Genomic DNA, 16,229 nt, shown 5'->3' with positions numbered 1-16,229 from the left:
AAGGGATATCAGGGTCAAGTGAGGGGACTAGGGATGGCTCGACGCTGGTTGGCGCTAGTGGTTTTGGCTTTACTGAGCACCGTGGCCGGTGCGCAGGAAGCTGCGCCGACGCCGGCGGTCATCCATCTGGCCAGCGAAGACTGGGAAGACTACACCGCTGCTGACGGCCATGGCCTGGGCTGGGACGTGCTGCGCAAAGTGTTCGAACCGGCCGGGGTCAAGCTGGACATTCGCAGCGTGCCTTACACCCGCTCGGTCGGGCTGGTGCAATTGAAGGAAGTCGACGCGCTGGTCGGCTCCTACCGTGACGAAGCCGAGCAGGTCCTGTACCCGCACTGGAATTTCGATTCCGACCACATTTACGCATTGGGCCTGGCGAGTAATCCGGCGCCTACCGAAGCGACGCTGGGCAAGTATCGCCTGGCCTGGGTGCGCGGTTATCGCTACGAAAACTTCTTGCCGAATATCAAGCGCTACAACCAGATCGAGCGGCGTAGCGGGATCCTGTCGATGCTCAAGCAGGGGCGGGCGGATTACTACATCGATGCGCTGACCGAGATTGAAGCCGTGGTGAAAACCGCAGCCGATCCGGCGCAGTATCGCTATTCACACCTGGCCGAGCTGCCGCTGTTTCTCGGCTTTGCCGACACGCCACAGGCGCGAGCGCTGATGGCGCTGTATGACCAGCGTATGGAGCAGTTGGTGAAGAGCGGCGAGTTGAAGCCGATCTTCGAGAAGTGGAAGCAGCCGTATCCGTTCAACTCGAACTGACCACTTACCCCTGTGGGAGCGAGCCTGCTCGCGAAAGCGGTGGTTCAGCCAGCATTGGGGCGATGGACACGACGCCTTCGCGAGCAGGCTCGCTCCCACAGGGGATCGAGGCAACTCAGTTGTTATCAAACTTTTTGATCGTTATGCCCGATAATTCAGCCTAAGCGCCGGTAGGAACCTGCTGTTACAATGCCGGCCTGCGAATTTTCAGACTCTTTAGATCAGGAGCACACCGGTGCCTGTCGTCTTTGTCGCCGCTTCCAAGCTGCCAACGCCTTTTGCGCAATTCACCATGCACGGTTTTCTCGATGAAGCCACCGGCCGCGAGCACGTCGTGCTGAGCCTGGGTGAAATTGCCGACGGTGCCCCGGTACTCGGCCGGTTGCACTCCGAATGCCTGACCGGCGATGCCTTGTTCAGCCAGCGTTGCGACTGCGGTTCGCAACTGGAAGGCGCGCTTAAAGCCATCGCCCGTGAAGGTCGTGGTGTGTTGCTGTACCTGCGTCAGGAAGGTCGTGGCATCGGCTTGTTGAACAAGATCCGTGCCTACGAGTTGCAGGATGGTGGCGCCGACACCGTTGAAGCCAACGAGCGTCTGGGCTTTGCCGCTGATCAGCGTGACTACGCCATGTGCCTGCCGATGCTCGAGCATCTGGGCGTGAAATCCCTGCGCCTGATGACCAACAACCCGCGCAAGGTCAAAGCCTTGACCGATATGGGCATTACTGTCGCCGAGCGCGTGCCGCTGCACACCGGTCACAACCCCCACAACAAACTCTATCTGGCGACCAAGGCCAGCAAGCTCGACCACATGATGGGCAACGAGCATCAGGGCGAGGTCGATCGCGCGTGACGCGGGGTCAGGTGCGGCGCCGGTTATCGGTTGATTGGTGGAAATACCTCGCACTGGCGCTGGTGCCGCTGTTCGTACTCAACGCGTTGTTCGGTCAGGGCGAAGGCATTCTCCCTGTGCTGGCGATGCCGTTCTTTATTGCCGGCGTGGCATCGATGTTTGTCAGCCTGAAATTTTTTGGCCGTTATAAACATGCGCTGATCGCCACGCAAAAAGCCCTCGATACCCCGGATGAACCGGCCGCGTGGATTGCGCTTGCAGCACGTCGTCGTTCGGCTTTTCTCGCGGCAGCCTTGCCGGCGTGGATCGGCGCACTGGCGGTGTTTGTCGGTCTTGAAGCCGTACCGTTGATGCTGCTGGCGTTGTCCACGGCGGTGCTGTTTTATCTCTACCGTATCCCGCGTCAACTCGGTTGATGCGCCGCCTCTGGCTGGCGGTCCTGCTGCTAGCGGTCTCGGCTCCGGTGCTGGCGGGCCTGCGGGTGGTCAGCCTCGCGCCGTCACTTTCTGAAATTGTCGTTGAGCTGGATTCGGCTGATTTGTTGGTCGGTGTGCTTGATGCCGGTGAGCGGCCAGCGGCGATTGCCAGCATTCCTTCTGTCGGCCGCTATGGTCAGCTCGACATGGAGCGGTTACTGAGCCTCAAACCTGATTTGTTGTTGCTGTGGCCCGGCAGTGTCGGCCCGGCGCAGCGTGATCAACTGAAGCGCTTGGGCATCCCGACCTTCGTCGCCGAACCGCATTCACTTGAACAACTCGCCACTCAGATTGAAGCCATTGCCGCGCAATTGGGGCGACCTGAACGTGGGGTGAAACGGGCGGCGGCGTTGCGCCAACGACTCGTGGAGTTGCGCCAGCGCTATCGCCGGGACGTGCCGTTGCGGGTCTTCTATCAGGTCTGGGACAAACCGCTGTACACCGTCGGTGGCGGGCAGATTATCAGCGATGCGCTTGAGGTGTGCGGGGCGCGCAATGTGTTCGCCGACCTGAGTCTGCCGGCGCCGCAGGTGAGTATTGAGGCAGTGTTGCAGCGCGACCCTGAAGTGATTCTGGCGAGTGATCAGGCGCAACTGAATGCGTGGAAAGCCTGGCCACAGGTGGCGGCGGTGAAGCAGGAAAAATTACTGTTGGTCACCGACAAAGGTCTCGAACGCCCAAGTGGCCAAATGATCAACGCTACCGCCAAACTCTGCCAATTGATCGCGCCTGACCGCTGAAATTGCGGTGACTTCTTCGCGAGCAGGCTCGCTCCCACAGGAGGATTGCATTCCAAATGTGGGAGCGAGCCTGCTCGCGAAGGGGTCAGTCAAATCACCGAAGATTCAAATCAAAGCTGGGGAGTCCAAGTCACCCCAAACATCCACACCCGACCTTCCTCGCGATAACCATACTGGCTGCCGTCATAGCTGTAATTCGCCCGGCTGTAACCTTTGTCGAAAACGTTATCGATCTTCAGATCCAGCTTGATCTCGCGGTTCAACGCCCAACTGCTGCGCAAGCCGAACAACGCATAACCACCCAGCGGGTTTTCATTTTTCAGGTCATCATAACTGCTGCTGACCGCCTGCCAACTGGCGCCGAGGCTGACTTGATCAAATTGTCGATCCAGATCCCAACTCAACGTGCGCCGCGCACGCCGGGCCAGGGTGTGGCCAGTATCACGGTCGCGCGGATCAATGATCGATACGCCAAGGTTGCTCTGCCAGTCGAACAGTTCCTGTTTCAGTGCCGCTTCAAAACCGTTGATCCGCGCCGACGCGACGTTCTCCGGGCGTGAGTTACTGCCGAAAATGATCGCGTCTTCCAGATCCGTACGATAGATCGACGCCTCCAGACGGCTGCTGTCAGTCAACTGACTGCGCCACTGCAACTCATAGCTTTTCGAGGTTTCCGGTTTCAAATCCGGGTTGCTGAAGTCGGGGTAGTACAGATCGTTGAAAGTCGGCGCACGAAAGCCTTCGCTATAGCTCAGCAACAGGTCGTTGTCCGGGTTCAGCGGCAATGTGAACGTGCCGCTCCAGGTGTTCTGGCTGCCGAATTGCTGGTTGTCGTCGTGACGCAGACCCAGTTCCGTGGAGAAGCTGTCGGCCTGATAGCGATGCTGGATGAATGCGGCGCGGTTCCAGCGGCTGTCTTCGTCGAATGCGGTGCTGCTGTTGACCCGGTCTTCGTACCAGTCGCCGCCGAGAATCAGGCTGTTGCGTGCGTCCAGCGTCAGATCGTTCTGCCAGTTCACCGAGTCGCGGTAGGTGTTGAACACCGTGCGTTCGTCGCTGAGCTTGTCGAGGCTCTTCTCGCGGTTCTCGGTATGGCCGAATTCGATCCGGGTTTTCCAGGTTTCGTTGACCCGAGCATCGACGTAACTGCTGACACTGCTGACGTTGAAATCGCTGTAGGGCTGCTGTTGGACCGATTCGAAGGTGTTCATGTCGAAGCGGCCGAACGGGTTGTCGAACTCGTTCTTGCCGCGGTTATCCAGCAGATTGGCGCCGACTTCGATGTCATCGCTCAGCGCATGGCTGAGGCTCAGGCTAACGGACTGATTGCGGTAGGCGTCGTGATCGGCATCGCTTGGGTACGACTGGTGAGTACGGTCACCTCCGTCGGTTTCATCAAGGCTGGCACCGAGATTGAAGCGGGTTTTCTCGTCGCCCCCGGACAAGCCGAGGCTGCGCTCCCAGGTCTGGTTGCTGCCGAAACCGACGTGCATCCGTGGCTGCAAACCTTGCTCAGTGCCGCGCCGGGTGAAGATCTGAATCACCCCGCCAATCGCATCGCTGCCGTAAATCACCGAACGCGAACCGCGCAGCACTTCCACCCGCTCGATCTGCTCGATGTTCAGATGCTGCAGGTTGCTGTCGCCGGAAGTGGAGCTGCCAATGCGCTGGCCGTCGACCAGCACCAGACTCTGCGCCGACTGCGTGCCGCGAATGTAAATGCCCGGCAGACTGCCACGTCCGCCGGCTTGCGCCACTTGCACACCGGGGACGCGACGCAGCAGGTCCGGCACGTCACTCGGCTGCAGGCGGTCGATGTCTTCGCGGGTGAACACCGTGTTGGCGGCGCTGCTGTCGTTGCGGGCTTCTACCTGGCGGTTGGCGGAGATCAGCATGTCCGGCAGTTTCAGGGCTTGCTCACGTTCGAAGGTGTCGGCGAGGGCGTTGGCGGCTGGCAGCAGGAGGAAGGGCAGGGCGAGGCGCGAGAGGTTCATCGGTGGTCCGTTGACGCGTAGGGCGAATTCAATTTTGAACGTTCATAAACCACTGTGGGAGCGAGCTTGCTCGCGAATGCGGTGGGTCAGTCATGAGTGAGTCGACTGACAGTCCGCATTCGCGAGCAAGCTCGCTCCCACAGGGTTTTGCACAGGTATTGCGATTACTTGTTGAGCAATTCCAGACGCTCACGAATCGACGCTTCGATCCCTGCCTCATCCAGCCCGCACTCGGCCAGCATCTGCGCAGGCTTGGCGTGTTCGACGTAGACGTCCGGCAAGCCCAGATGCAGCATCGACTTGAGGATGTTCTCCCGCGCGAGGAATTCACTGACCGCGCCACCGGCGCCGCCCATGATCGCGTTCTCCTCGATGGTCACCAGCAACTCATGACTGCCGGCAATCTCGCGCACCAGCGCTTCATCCAGCGGTTTGACGAAACGCATGTCGACCACGGTGGCATCGAGTTTTTCAGCCACCTTCAGCGCCTCGGCCAGTTGCACGCCGAACACCAGCAGAGCGACTTTGCTGCCCTGGCGACGGACGATGCCTTTGCCGATTTCAATCGGCTCGAGGTCTTTGTCGATCGTCGCGTTCGGGCCGGTGCCGCGTGGATAGCGCACAGCTGCCGGGCCGTTGTACAGGTGGCCGGTGGTGAGCATTTTGCGCAGTTCGTTTTCATCACTCGGGGTCATGATGACCATGCCCGGGATGCAACGCAGGTAGGACAGATCGAAGCTGCCAGCGTGGGTCGGGCCGTCTTCGCCCACCAGGCCGGCGCGGTCGATGGCGAACAGCACGTCGAGGTTCTGCACCGCGACGTCATGCACCAACTGGTCGTAACCACGCTGCAAGAACGTCGAGTAGATCGCCACTACCGGTTTTGCGCCTTCGCAGGCCATGCCGGCCGCGAATGTCACCGCGTGTTGCTCGGCAATCGCCACGTCGAAATAGCGCAGCGGGAAACGTTCACTGAACGCCACCAGATCCGAGCCTTCCTTCATCGCCGGGGTAATCCCGACCAGACGCGGGTCAGCAGCCGCCATATCGCACAGCCACTCGCCGAACACCGCCGAATACTTCGGACCGCCAGCCTTTGTCGGCGCAGCAGCCGGAGCATCGACCGGTTCGAGTTTGGTGATCGCGTGGTAGCCGATCGGGTCGACTTCCGCCGGGGCGAAACCCTTGCCTTTCTTGGTGACGATGTGCAGGAACTGCGGGCCTTTCAGATCGCGCATGTTGCGCAGGGTGGCGATCAGGGTTGGAAGGTCGTGGCCGTCGATCGGGCCGATGTAGTTCCAGCCCAGCTCTTCGAACAGGGTGCCGGGGACCAGCATGCCTTTGGCGTATTCTTCAGTACGACGGGCGATTTCCCAGGCGCCGGGCAGGCGCGACAGGACTTTCTTGCTGCCCTCACGCATGCTCGCGTAGGTGCGGCTGGAAAGGATCTTCGCCAGATAATTCGACAGGCCACCGACATTGCGCGAGATCGACATGTCGTTGTCGTTGAGGATCACCAGCATGTTGGCGTTGACTTCCGGCGCGTGGTTCAGCGCCTCGAAAGCCATGCCGGCGGTCAACGCGCCGTCACCAATCACCGCGATTGCCTTGCGATCGCTGTTCTGCAGGCGGGCGGCGATGGCCATGCCCAGTGCAGCGCTGATCGAAGTGCTGGAGTGGCCGACGCCAAAGGTGTCGTACTCGCTCTCGGCGCGACGCGGGAACGCGGCAATGCCGTCCTTCTGGCGCAGGGTGCCCATGCGCTCGCGGCGACCGGTGAGGATCTTGTGCGGATACGCCTGGTGCCCGACGTCCCACAGCAGACGGTCGTCCGGTGTGTCGAAGACGTAATGCAACGCGATGGTCAGCTCGATCACGCCCAGGCCGGCACCGAAATGCCCACCGGTCTGACCGACCGTGTAGAGCAATTCCAGGCGCAACTCATCGGCCAGGGTTTCCAGCTCGGCTTCGCCTAACCGGCGCAGGCCGTCCGGCGTGTTCGCGCGGTCGAGCAGGGGCGTGGTCGGGCGCTTGCGGGGAATCTCATGAAACGTCGTGGGCATCAGGCGAATCGTTATAGGTATAGAAGATGCGGCAGTTTACCTGATGCATCGCCCCCTGCCCACGCGTTGGTCTTTTTTGGCGGATACGCCGTCAGTTGCGCCGCTCGACGATATACCGGGCCAGCTCGCGCAAGGGCTCGGCGGCCGCGTCAAACGGTCGCAGGGCGTGCAGAGCCTGATCACGCAGTTCCAGCGCATAAGCCTTGGCGGCGTCGAGGCCGAGCAGCGCCGGGTAGGTCGGCTTGTCGCGGGCGATGTCGGCGCCTTGGCGTTTACCGAGGGTTTCGGTATCGCTTTCGACGTCGAGGATGTCGTCCTGCACCTGAAAGGCCAGACCGATGGCCTGTGCATAAGTCTGCAGGGCACGCAGTTCATCCTGCTCGGCACGGCCGCTGGCCAGAGCGCCGAGTTTGACGCTGACTTCGATCAGCGCGCCGGTCTTGTGCCGGTGCATCTGTTCAAGGGCTTTCTGATCGAGTTTGAGGCCGACCGAACCGAGGTCGATGGCTTGACCGCCGACCATGCCTGCCGGGCCTGCGGCATTAGCCAGCGCGGTGACCATTTGCAGGCGGATGTCACTGCTGCAATCGCTCAGGCGCGGGTCGAGCAGGGCACTGAAAGCCAGGCTCTGCAAGCCGTCACCGGCGAGAATCGCGCAGGCTTCGTCGAATTTCTTGTGGGTGGTCGGCTGGCCGCGACGCAGATCGTCGTCGTCCATCGCCGGCAAATCATCGTGAACCAGCGAATAAGCGTGGATCAGCTCAACCGCGCAGGCCGCACCGTTGGCTTGTTCAGCCTTGCCACCGAGCGCTTCGCACGCCGCGTAGGCGAGCAGCGGGCGCACGCGTTTGCCGCCATTCATCACGCTGTAGCGCATGGCTTCGTAAAGCCGCGCCAACTCCGGTAACGGCGCGTTGAACAGGGTTTCCAGAGCCGCGTTAACCCGAGTCTGGCTGCTCGCCGTATACGCCGCAATCATTCTGGCTGTTCCGCGTCGAAGGGTTCCTCGGCGAGTTCGCCATCGCGCTCCAGCAGCACCTGCACCTTCTGCTCGGCTTGCGCCAGCGCTGCCTGGCAATCACGGGTCAGACCGATGCCCTGCTCAAAAGCGGTCAGCGAGTCTTCCAGCGACAATTCACCGTTCTCCAGACGCTCGACCAATGTTTGCAGGTCGGCGAGGGACTGTTCGAAATCCAGTGCAGCTTTTTTGCGGGCCATGGCGGCGATTTCCGGTTGACGTTAAACCGGCGCGACACTAGCAGATAGGGGGTTTATGGGCAAATGAGCGGGGTGCGACCGGCCCTTTTTCCTGAGGCGATTCGGGATGGCTGAAACCTATTCGGCTCATTTTGTGAGCCGAATAATCTCTCTATTCGGCTCACGCCCCTTGAAAAGCAGGTTTCCTACAGCGATTGCACATGTATCCGATTGTTAAAAAACCGCCGAATCGCTAATCTTCGCGCCTTCTACGACCCTACAGTCACGGGTCTTTCAGACGAAACGCAGTTTTCACCGCTGTGAAGTACCGAGGATCGGGTGCAAGGTTTCGTTCAGGCATGGCAGGAGGCATTACATGCGTTCATTTCTTTGGCTACTGATCGGCCTGGCCTGCGCGCCCGCGCTGTCGGCCGCGCCGAGCGCTGAACTGTCGGAACCGGTGGGCGGCTGGCGCTATCACGGCTTGCTCGATCGCACGGAAAACCCGCAAGTCGCCTATCCCACGCCGCCGATTGATCGCGGCATTCAGCGCAATCGCACGATGATCCAGGGCCAGCTCAAGGCCATCGGCCACATGCGCCCGCCGCACAGCCTCGCCGTGAATGGCAATCCATTGAATCTGTACACCGACGACCAGGGCCGTTTCGCCCGGCCCTACGCGTTCGGCGCCGGCTCCAACAGCGTCGAAGTGATCAGCGCCGAAGGCCAGTCGCTCAAGCGCGTGCAATTTTATGAAGCAAACAATTTGCGCACGCCGGCGCGAATTCGTCTTGTCTTGGGCTGGGACGATCCAAAAGCCGAGCTCGATCTGCACATTGTCACGCCCGACGGTCAGCATGCGTTCTGGGCGCAGCCGGCGCTGAGTAATGGCGGCGGTCTCGACCCGGATGGCGTCGACGGCCCCGGCCCGGAAATGTTCACCATGACTGCGCCGCTGCACGGCACTTATCTGGTTTACGTCAACTATTGGGGCAACTTCGGCAACGGCGGCTATAACTTCGAGGAGACCAGCAACCAGAACGAGGTGATCACCTCGCAAATCACGCTGGTGCTCAACGAAAACACCGTCGACGAAAAACGCGAAACGTTCATCGTGCCCCTGCGGGCGATCGGTGATCTGCTGCTGGTCAAGACTTTCAACTATTAAGCATTCCGCCACGGATGAAATCCTGAGCTTTGGGAAATGAGCGAAAAGATGAGCGATAACACTGTTACTTCGGCTGCCGACACGCCAGCGGCCAAACCTTCGCGGCGCTGGCCCTTGCTGCTGGCCGGGTTGTGCCTGGTGGCCGGTGTAGCGGGTGGTTTTGGCTGGCTGCTGCTCAAGCCCAAGGCGCCGCCGGCGGAATTGGCCAGTGACAAGCTCGGCCTCAGCCGCCCGGATGCGTTGCTGGAAACCCGCTCGCTGAGTCAGTTGCCCAAGGACTTGCTGACGGTGCCGTTCCTCAAGGCCACGCTCACCGAAGATTTCGTCTTTTATTACGAAACCCACGCCGACCGCCTGGGGCTGATTGGCAGTCTGCGCCGGATCATTTACGAGCATGATCTGAAGTTGCAGGACAGCCTGATCGAGCAGCTTTTCGATCAACCGGCCGACGTTGCGTTGTGGCGTGGCGCGGATGGGCGCTTGAAGGATTTCCTTTTGGTGATGGATCGTGGTGGGCTGGCGAAACTGCTCGAGCCATTGGCAAAGGTTGCGCTGGATGACACGCAGCTCAGTCAGATGAGCGAACTCAAGGTCGGCGGCGACACTGTGCCGCTGTATCAACTGACCTATAACGCCAGCAAAGCCCTGTTGTTCGCCTCCCACGGCGACAAACTGGTGGTGCTGTCCAACCCGGCCAAGTATTACGACCCGGAAAGCGGCGCCTCCGAGGAATCCGGCCATGTCTCGCCACAAGCGCTGGCGGCGCTGCTCAATGGCGAAAAACTGTTCCCCGAAGCGTTCGGCCTGCCGGCGAAAACTCCGGAAACCAAGCAACGCCTGTCGGTCAACTCCAGCGTTCTGGCCATGGGTTATCAACGTTTCATCCCGAACTTCGCCGGGCTGCGCTTCGACATGGATGACAAGGGCTGGCACAGCTACCTCGCCATGGACGAACTGGACAACCAGCCCGACTTCGATTTCAAACCGGTCTGGCAAGCAATGCCGCTGGGCGCCAGTGCCTGCGTGACCCTTCCGGTCGCGGCCGAACCGCAAAAACCATTGCTGGTGAAACTCGGCGCTGAAGAAACCGTGGCGCAAACTCTCACCGAACACGTGGCCGGCGCGGCAGGCCTGTGCTGGTACGCCGATTCGCGTTTGTACACGCCATTGCTGGTGGCCAGTCTGAAAGACGAGGACAGCAGCAAACTCGACGGTGATCTTGGCAAACTGTTCGGTTCGATGGTCGGTGCATTCGAAGCCAACGTTGAAGTAAACGTGTTCCCGGTAGTCGAGAAGCAGGAAGGCCAGAACCACGTCTGGCAGCGTCAGGTCAGCTCCAACTTCGGCCCGTATGCGGCGAAAACTGCGGAGAACCCGGACGCGATTTCCGGCAAGGCTTTCATGAAGGTCAGCCTAGCTCGCCACGGTTCGACGCTGCTGTTTTCCCTCGACGACAAACTCGTCGACAAGGCCCTCGGCACCCTCGACAAACGCTTCCCGCCGATGGCCGACGTGTTGCCCAAAGACGTGCTGATGCCGATCTATTTCGGCCCGGATTCGATGGCGCAGCTGATGCAGCAAGAAACCCTCGATAGCCTGCCGCAGGACATGGAGCCGGTGTTCTACAACGCCGCGCAAACCTATCTGATTCCGAAGCTGCGCACCCTCGGCGGCTACGGCAAGTACGCGCTGACGCTGCCTGAAGGCAGCGAGCCTGACGGCCACTGGCAGTGGCTGCCGCTGGAATGGAAAGCGCTGTGACGACACTGATCCGCAGCCTCGGCCTGCTCGCGCTGTTGCTCAGTGCGGGCGCCCGCGCCGTTGAAGCACCCGCACTCGATCTGGCGCAATCCCAGGTGTTTCGCGCCTGGTTCGTGCGCATCGCTCAAGAGCAGTTGAGCCAAGGCCCAAGTCCGCGCTGGTATCAGCAGGACTGTGCCGGGCTGGTGCGTTTTGCCGCCAATGAAGCGCTGAAAGTCCACGACGACAAATGGCTGCGCAGCAATGGCCTGTCCAATCGCTACCTGCCGCCAGAGCTGTCGCTCAGCGATGAGCAACGCAAGCTCGCCCAGCAATGGCAGCAGGGCGGCGGCAAGGTCGGGCCTTACGTCAACGCGATCAAACTGATTCAGTTCAATAGTCATCTGGTCAGCCGTGACGTCTCGCAGGCACGGCCCGGTGATTTGATGTTTTTCGATCAGGGCGACGACCAGCACCTGATGATCTGGATGGGCCGCTACATCGCCTATCACACCGGCACCACCACCCCCACTGACAACGGCATGCGTTCGGCAAGCCTGCAGCAACTCATGACATGGAAGGACACCCGATGGATACCCGACGCAGCCAACCCCAACTTCATCGGCGTCTATCGACTGAACTTTCTCTCCCAATGACCGGTGCCCGCATGTTGCGACTCTGCTCCCGAATTCCTTTGCTGCTGGCGCTGTTGCTGCCAGTGGCTACCGTCAGCGCCGAAGATTCGGTCGAGCCGAGCGGCTACACGCCGGTCTCGGGTGAAAGCTTTTTCCTGCTCGCCGACAGCAGTTTTGCTGCTGATGAACAGGCAATGGTCCGTCTCGAAGCGCCGGGCCGTGACTATCGTCGTTTCCGCATGGAACCTTACGGCGGCGCGGATATTCGTGTGTACCGCATCGACAAACCGCTGGATTTCCTCAAGCGTCAAAAGAATCTGCATCGCGTGGTCAGCGACGGCCAGTTCAAGGGTGAAGGCCTGTCCAACACCCTCGCGTATCTGTGGGACAACTGGTACCGCAAATCCCGACGGGTGATGCAGCGCGCGTTCTCTTATGAATCGCGCAAACAGGTCACCGAAGAAGTGCCGGAACTGAAGATGGGCAACGCCATCGCAGCGCCGACGCCGTACGACGCGCAGCCGCAATTTGCGCTGATTCCGGGTCTACCGGTGGTCAGCCAGTTCCGTTATCCGCTGTGGCAGGCCAAGCCGATTCAGCCGCCGGAAGGGGTCAATCTGGCCGGGTCTTCGAGCGATTTCGTCAGCGTCGCGCCGGGTAACGTTTATATCCCGTTGGGCAATCTGAAGCCGGGTCTGTACCTGGTCGAAGCGCTGATCGGCAAGTACCGCGCAACCACCATGGTGTTCGTCTCCAACACCGTCGCGGTGAGCAAGATTGCCGGTGATGAATTGCTGGTCTGGGCCGCGCGCAAACACGAAGGCAGTTCGGTACCGAAGGTCAATGTGCTGTGGACCGACGGCCTCGGCGTGATGAGCAGCGGTGCCACCGATACTGACGGTTTGCTGCGCCTGAAACACGTCAGCCCGGAGCGTTCGTTCGTCATCGGCGAGGACGAAGAAGGCGGGGTGTTCGTCTCCGAGAACTTCTATTACGACAGCGAAATCTACGACACCAAACTCTACGCGTTCACCGACCGGCCGCTGTATCGCCCAGGTGATTGGGTGTCGCTGAAAATCGTTGGTCGTGAGTTCAAGAATGCGCGGGACTCGGTGTTGCCGGGTGCTGCAGATGTCACGGTCAGCGTGCTTGACGCCACAGGCACTGAGTTGCAACACCTCGACCTGAAGCTCGATTCGAAGGCCGGCACTCAGGGCCGCTTCCAGTTGCCGGACAACGCTGTGGCCGGTGGTTACGAGATCCGTTTCAACTATAAGGACCAGGCTTACAGCAGCGCTTTCCGCGTGGCCGAGTACATCAAGCCGCACTTCGAGATTTCGCTGAATCTGGCCAAGCAGGATTACCGCACTGGCGAGCCGGTCAAAGGCAGTCTGCTGTTGCTGTACCCGGACGGCAAACCGGTGGTCAACGCCAAGTTGACCCTGAGCCTGCGCGCCCAGCAACTGTCGATGGTCGACAACGAGCTGCAATACCTCGGGCAATTCCCGGTGGAGCTGACCAGCACCGAACTGACCACCGACAGCAAAGGCAATGCGAGCCTCGACCTGCCGGCCGCCGACAAGCCGAGCCGCTACATGCTCACCGTGTTCGCCAGCGATGGCGCGGCGTATCGGGTCAAGACCACCAAGGAAATCCTTATCGACCGTGGCGCGGCGAGCTTCCGTCTGAGTGCGCCGCAACGCTTCAGCGCGGTCGGCGACAAAGTCGCATTCAGCTACGCCAACGAGGGCGGCACCGAGCAAAGCAAAGCGGTGACGCCGAGCACCTATGGCTGGGTACGTCTGGAAGACCAGAGCACCGGTGAAGGCAAGCTCGTGGCGACTGACAAGGGCTTCAGCATGGCCTTCGAACGCCCGGGCACTTACAACCTGACCTTGAAAGATCAACACGGTCGCGTCCTCGGTGCCACGGGGCATTCGGTCACTGGCGACGGCGTCAAAGCGGTACCGGGCACTGTGGAAATCGTCCTCGACAAGCCTGAGTACAAGGCCGGCGATGAAGCGCTGGCGCTGATCACTTTCCCGGAGCCGGTCAGTGATGCGTTGCTCTCGCTGGAACGCGACAAGGTCGAAGCCACCGCGCTGCTGGCCAAGGGCGGCGACTGGTTGAAACTGGAAAAACTCAGCGACACCCAATACCGCGCGCGCATTCCGGTGAAGGACAACTTTGCACCGAACCTGACCTTCTCCGTGCTCTACACCAAGGGCGGTCAGTACAGCTTCCAGAACGCCGGGATCAAAGTGGTTGCGCCGCAAATCGACGTGGCGATCAGCACCGACAAAGCGGTGTACCTGCCGGGCGACACGGTCACGGTTGATCTGACCACCCAGTTCGCCGGCAAAGCGGTTCCGGCGCATCTGACCCTCAGTGTTGTCGACGAAATGGTCTACGCACTGCAACCGGAAGTCGCGCCGACCATCGACCAGTTCTTCTATCACCCGCGCCGTAACAACGTGCGCACCAGTGCCAGCCTGTCGTTCATCAGTTACGACGTCGCGTTGCCGGGCAGCCCCGGCGCACCGGGCAAAGCCAACCGCAGCGAGCGCGGGGTGAAAGTGCTGGAGCGGCCGCGTCGTGAGGACGTCGATACCGCTGCGTGGCAGCCAGAGTTGTTGACCGGGGCCGACGGCAAAACCCGTTTCACCTTCAAGATGCCGGACTCGCTGACCCGCTGGCGCATCACCGCGCGGGCAATTGCCGATGATGGTCAGGTCGGGCAGAAGAAGCAGTTCGTGCGTTCGGAAAAACCGCTGTACCTGAAGTGGAGCGGGCCGAGCAAATTCCGCAAGGGTGATCAGCCGCAACTTGGCGTGTTTGCGTTCAGTCAGGCCGAGAAACCGGTCAAGGCTGAACTGGTGACTCACTATGCGGGCGCCGAACAGCGTCTGCCTGTGACCCTGAACAACGGCATCAATTATCTGCCGCTGCCGGCGTTCTCATTGGCTTCCGGCGAATGGACGGCGGAGTTGGTGCAGGACGGCAAGACCGCCGACTCTCTCGCCGTGCGCCTGAGTGCGACCGGTGACGGCTGGCAAGTCACTCAGACTCAAAGCCTCGACGTGGCCAGCGGTGACACACCGTTGAGTCTGCCGGCCGACGCCACCGATATTCGCCTGCGTCTGGATGACAGCCCGCAAGCGTTGTTCCGCTCGGCACTCGATGATCTGCTCAGCTATCCGTACGGCGGCGTCGAGCAGACTGCCAGCCGTTTGCTGCCGTTGAGCATTGCCTATCCATCGCTGGCATCGAATCCGCAGATTCGTGATCGCTTGCGTCTGATCATGCAGAACAGCCGTCTGCGTCTGGTGCAAATGGCCGGGCCGTCGGCGAGCTTCACCTGGTGGGGCTACGACGGTGAACCGGATGCGTTCCTCACGGCTTACGCTTACTACGCCGACTGGAACGCTAGCCAGGTGCTGGAATTGACCTTGCCGCCGGAACATTGGCAGCGAGTGCTGGAGGTCTACGCCAAGCAAGCGCCGAACACACCGTTGCTGCAGCGCGCGCTGATTCTGTCGTTCGCCAAGCAGATGCATTTGCCGGTGAACACCTTGCTCAGCGGCTTGATGGAGGATCTGGCCAAGGCCGGTGAAGGCAACGCCGAAACCCTGATGGACGACGGCGAAGACAGTCTGGTGATGAGCGACCCGGATTCGGCGCTCGGTCTGGCGGCGGCGCGGGTGTTGACCGCTGCGTTGGCCACGCAGTCGAAGGTTGCCTTGCCGGAAACGTTCAATCGTCAGGTGGGGGCTGCGCAACAGCGTCTGGCGGTCAGTTCGCAGCCGTTCGCCGAGGCGCTGAACCTGTCGCTGCAAGCATTCGATCAGGCGCGTGCTACGGCGTTGTTGCAACGTTTGCTGCCGCAGCAATCGACCCTCGAACGTGCGCTGGCGCTGACCTGGCTGCAACGCAGCATCGCCCAGGCGTCGCCGACCATTGCACTGACGCCGGGTGAAGGCTGGAAGAAGAACTACGGAGCCAGCGGCGAGATGTACTGGACGTGGCAGGGCGCGACGCCAGTGCCGAGCGTGTTGTCGGTGTCCGGTACGCAGGAGCGTCCGCTGCGCGCGGCGTTGAGTTTCCAGACCCAGCAAGCGGCAGTCGATCCGATGGCCGTGACCATTACCCGTCGCCTGTCGCGACTGGTGCCGGGCGACGAAGCGTTCACCTTCAAACTGGAGCCGATCGGCAGCAAGCCGCTGTCCAGCGACAGCCTGTATCTGGACGAAGTGATCCTCACCAGCAAAGCGCCGAAACCGCTGCGCTACGGCATGCTCGAAGTGCCGCTACCACCGGGCGCCGATGTCGAGCGCACCACTTGGGGCATCAAGTTGCAGGGCAAGGACGGCACCGAGCCGACCGCGCTGGAGAAGGCGCGCTTCGAACCGGGTCAACTGGCGTACGCGGTGCCGGTCGATGCGTTGAGTGGTGAGTTGCGCCTGCGCCATCTGGTGCGCTTCTCGCAGAAGGGCCAGTTCAACCTGCCGCCGGTGCGCTTCAAGCAAGTCTACGCGCCGCAGCATCAGGCCCAGGAAGCGAAAGCCGCCCTTGGTCAGGTCACGGTCAACTGA

Annotated in this window: 12 protein-coding genes; 8 read left to right on the top strand and 4 right to left on the bottom strand. The window is 61.0% G+C overall.

Translation table 11 applies throughout. The features are described 5' to 3' along the window. Positions 1–33 precede the first annotated feature (33 nt). The 4 genes from AB4O01_RS16690 to AB4O01_RS16675 all read left to right on the top strand — a co-directional run bounded on the left by AB4O01_RS16690 (position 34) and on the right by AB4O01_RS16675 (position 2,840). Positions 34–771 (top strand): substrate-binding periplasmic protein, encoded by a 738-nt coding sequence (locus AB4O01_RS16690; RefSeq protein WP_093434489.1) that lies wholly within the window; start codon positions 34–36, stop codon positions 769–771. A gap of 235 nt (positions 772–1,006) precedes the next feature. Beyond that, on the top strand, positions 1,007–1,624 hold the full coding sequence (ribA, locus tag AB4O01_RS16685; RefSeq protein ID WP_016984117.1) for a GTP cyclohydrolase II: 618 nt from the start codon (positions 1,007–1,009) through the stop codon (positions 1,622–1,624). Then, a complete protein-coding gene (locus tag AB4O01_RS16680; protein ID WP_322844955.1) occupies positions 1,621–2,040 on the top strand; it encodes an MFS transporter in 420 nt (139 codons plus the stop codon). Before ribA ends, AB4O01_RS16680 begins: the two co-directional genes overlap by 4 nt. After that, positions 2,040–2,840 (top strand): cobalamin-binding protein, encoded by an 801-nt coding sequence (locus AB4O01_RS16675; protein ID WP_460089062.1) that lies wholly within the window; start codon positions 2,040–2,042, stop codon positions 2,838–2,840. Before AB4O01_RS16680 ends, AB4O01_RS16675 begins: the two co-directional genes overlap by 1 nt. 110 nt (positions 2,841–2,950) lie before the next feature. Here AB4O01_RS16675 and AB4O01_RS16670 read toward each other — a convergent pair whose 3' ends face one another. The 4 genes from AB4O01_RS16670 to AB4O01_RS16655 all read right to left on the bottom strand — a co-directional run bounded on the left by AB4O01_RS16670 (position 2,951) and on the right by AB4O01_RS16655 (position 8,115). After that, positions 2,951–4,834, bottom strand: coding sequence for a TonB-dependent receptor domain-containing protein (locus AB4O01_RS16670; protein ID WP_460089061.1), 1,884 nt, complete (start codon positions 4,832–4,834; stop codon positions 2,951–2,953). A 164-nt stretch (positions 4,835–4,998) separates the two neighbouring features. After that, complete coding sequence (gene dxs / locus AB4O01_RS16665; RefSeq protein ID WP_116255920.1) at positions 4,999–6,897, bottom strand: 1-deoxy-D-xylulose-5-phosphate synthase; 1,899 nt, start codon at positions 6,895–6,897, stop codon at positions 4,999–5,001. A gap of 91 nt (positions 6,898–6,988) precedes the next feature. Next, the gene (gene ispA, locus AB4O01_RS16660) at positions 6,989–7,876 is read right to left on the bottom strand and encodes a (2E,6E)-farnesyl diphosphate synthase (RefSeq protein WP_099757289.1); all 888 of its coding nucleotides are present in this window, start codon (positions 7,874–7,876) and stop codon (positions 6,989–6,991) included. Beyond that, on the bottom strand, positions 7,873–8,115 hold the full coding sequence (locus AB4O01_RS16655) for an exodeoxyribonuclease VII small subunit (protein WP_003228627.1): 243 nt from the start codon (positions 8,113–8,115) through the stop codon (positions 7,873–7,875). Before AB4O01_RS16655 ends, ispA begins: the two co-directional genes overlap by 4 nt. Positions 8,116–8,470: 355 nt before the next feature. Here AB4O01_RS16655 and AB4O01_RS16650 point away from each other — a divergent pair, with 355 nt between their 5' ends. From AB4O01_RS16650 to AB4O01_RS16635, 4 genes are read left to right on the top strand one after another with little or no spacing between them, the layout of a single operon-like run. Continuing rightward, the gene (locus AB4O01_RS16650) at positions 8,471–9,262 is read left to right on the top strand and encodes a YfaP family protein (protein WP_093434504.1); all 792 of its coding nucleotides are present in this window, start codon (positions 8,471–8,473) and stop codon (positions 9,260–9,262) included. 48 nt (positions 9,263–9,310) lie between these two features. Then, on the top strand, positions 9,311–11,023 hold the full coding sequence (locus AB4O01_RS16645) for a DUF2138 domain-containing protein (protein ID WP_099757288.1): 1,713 nt from the start codon (positions 9,311–9,313) through the stop codon (positions 11,021–11,023). Further along, entirely contained in the window at positions 11,008–11,658 is a 651-nt protein-coding gene (locus AB4O01_RS16640; protein ID WP_460089060.1) for a DUF1175 domain-containing protein, read from the top strand. Before AB4O01_RS16645 ends, AB4O01_RS16640 begins: the two co-directional genes overlap by 16 nt. Next, entirely contained in the window at positions 11,655–16,229 is a 4,575-nt protein-coding gene (locus tag AB4O01_RS16635; RefSeq protein WP_460089059.1) for an alpha-2-macroglobulin family protein, read from the top strand. The genes AB4O01_RS16640 and AB4O01_RS16635 overlap by 4 nt, the downstream gene beginning before the upstream one ends.

The sequence above is a fragment of the Pseudomonas sp. S2_E02 genome (assembly GCF_054668355.1).
The sequence above is the reverse complement of the archived record's forward strand: the minus strand, read 5'-3'. Positions and strand labels throughout refer to the sequence as shown.